This is a genomic window from Streptomyces sp. NPDC002324 (assembly GCF_053593335.1).
Window position 1 is genome coordinate 1 of the sequence record NZ_JBSFCF010000099.1, and the last position, 1566, is coordinate 1566.

Consider the following 1566-nt stretch of genomic DNA (forward strand, 5'->3'; position numbering starts at 1 on the left):
CTAGTGCCGCATCAGGCAACGTTCGCCCTGGGCGGTCTGCGACGATGGCGCCATGGACGAGGAAGTCATTCCCATTCTTCGCGTTGTGGACGCTGCGGCGGCGGTCGCCTGGTACGAGCGACTGGGCTTCACCAAGCAGTGGGAACACCGCTTCGAGCCGGGACTTCCCGCGTTCATCGAGGTCGCCCGGGGCGGGGTGCGGTTGTTCTTGTCGGAGCACAAGGGAGATGCCCGCCCTGACACGTTGGTCTACCTCCGCATTCGTGATGTCGAGGCCATCGCCTCCGAGTTTGGTGTGCAGGCGAAGGACGCTCCGTGGGCGCGTGAGGTTGAGCTGCACGACCCTGACGGCAACCGGCTTCGGATCGGCACGCCGACGGAATGACACTCGCCGGCAGCGCGCGGCAGGGAAGCTGTGCTGGTGGCTGAGCGAGTACGCGTCCGCGAGATCGATGACGACGAGGGGCAGCGCCTGCTGCGGATCATCCGCCGGGGCAGCGGGTCGGTGGTGACGTGGCGGCGGGCGCAGATGGTGCTGCTGTCCGCGCAGAGCATGCCCGTGGCGAAGATTGCCGAGGCGACGTTCACCAGCGTGGACCGGGTCCGGGATGTGATCCACAACTTCAACGCCGACAGCTTCGACTCCCTCTACCCGAAGTACAAAGGCGGTCGGCCCAGGACATTCACCCTGCCCGAGCGGCGCGAGATCAAGAAGATCGCCAAGTCCAGGCCGGCCGAGCACGGTCTGCCGTTCTCGACCTGGAGCCTGGTCAAGCTGGCCGACTTCCTGGTCGCCGAGGGGGTGGTCGACGACATCAGCCACGAGGGCCTTCGGGTCCTGCTCCGCGAGGAGGGCGTGTCGTTTCAACGCATAAAGACCTGGAAGACCTCCCGCGATCCCGATTACACCGCCAAGAAAGCCCGCGTCGAGCACCTCTACGCGATCGCCGACGGCGAGGTCATACCCGAGGACGGCGAACCCGAAGTCGTCTTATGCCTGGACGAGTTCGGCCCGCTCAACCTTCAACCCCACCCCGGCCGGCAGTGGGCCGAGCGCGGAGGACGGCACAAGGACCCCGGCCGGGAGCCGAGGCCCCGCAGACGGGCGACCTACACCCGTCCGCACGGGGTCAGGCACCTGTTCGCCGCCTACGACCTCGGCAAGGACAAGCTCTACGGCCACATCAAGCCGAAGAAGAACCGGACGAGGTTCCTGGAGTTCTGCCGCTACCTGCGCAGCCTCCACCCGCCGGAGATCCGCATCGCGATCGTGCTCGACAACTTCTCCCCGCACCTGACCACGAAGAAGGACAGCCGGGTCGGCGACTGGGCCACGGCCAACAACGTCGAGTTCGCCTACACGCCCACGAACAGCTCGTGGCTGAACCGCATCGAGGCCCAGTTCACCGCCCTGCGCTACTTCACCCTCGACGGCACCGACCACGCCAGCCACAAGGAGCAGGGCAGCATGATCCGCCGCTACATCATCTGGCGAAACCGTCACGCCGACGATCAACGGCTACGAGCAGTGGTCGACAGGGCGAACGTTGCCTGATGCGGCACTAG

General features: G+C 66.2%; 2 protein-coding genes. Both read left to right on the forward strand.

The window, feature by feature from the left end:
- The first annotated feature begins 52 nt into the window (after positions 1–52).
- Positions 53–385, forward strand: a complete 333-nt coding sequence (locus tag ACWCRJ_RS44535) for a glyoxalase superfamily protein (protein WP_450944694.1) — start codon at positions 53–55, stop codon at positions 383–385.
- A 36-nt stretch (positions 386–421) separates the two neighbouring features.
- On the forward strand, positions 422–1555 hold the full coding sequence (locus ACWCRJ_RS44540; protein ID WP_327749905.1) for an IS630 family transposase: 1134 nt from the start codon (positions 422–424) through the stop codon (positions 1553–1555).
- Positions 1556–1566 lie beyond the last annotated feature (11 nt).

Coding starts and splice junctions, on each gene's coding strand:
- ACWCRJ_RS44535 (WP_450944694.1), top strand. CDS start 53: ATGGACGAGGAAGTCATTCCCATTCTTCGCGTTGTGGACGCTGCGGCG.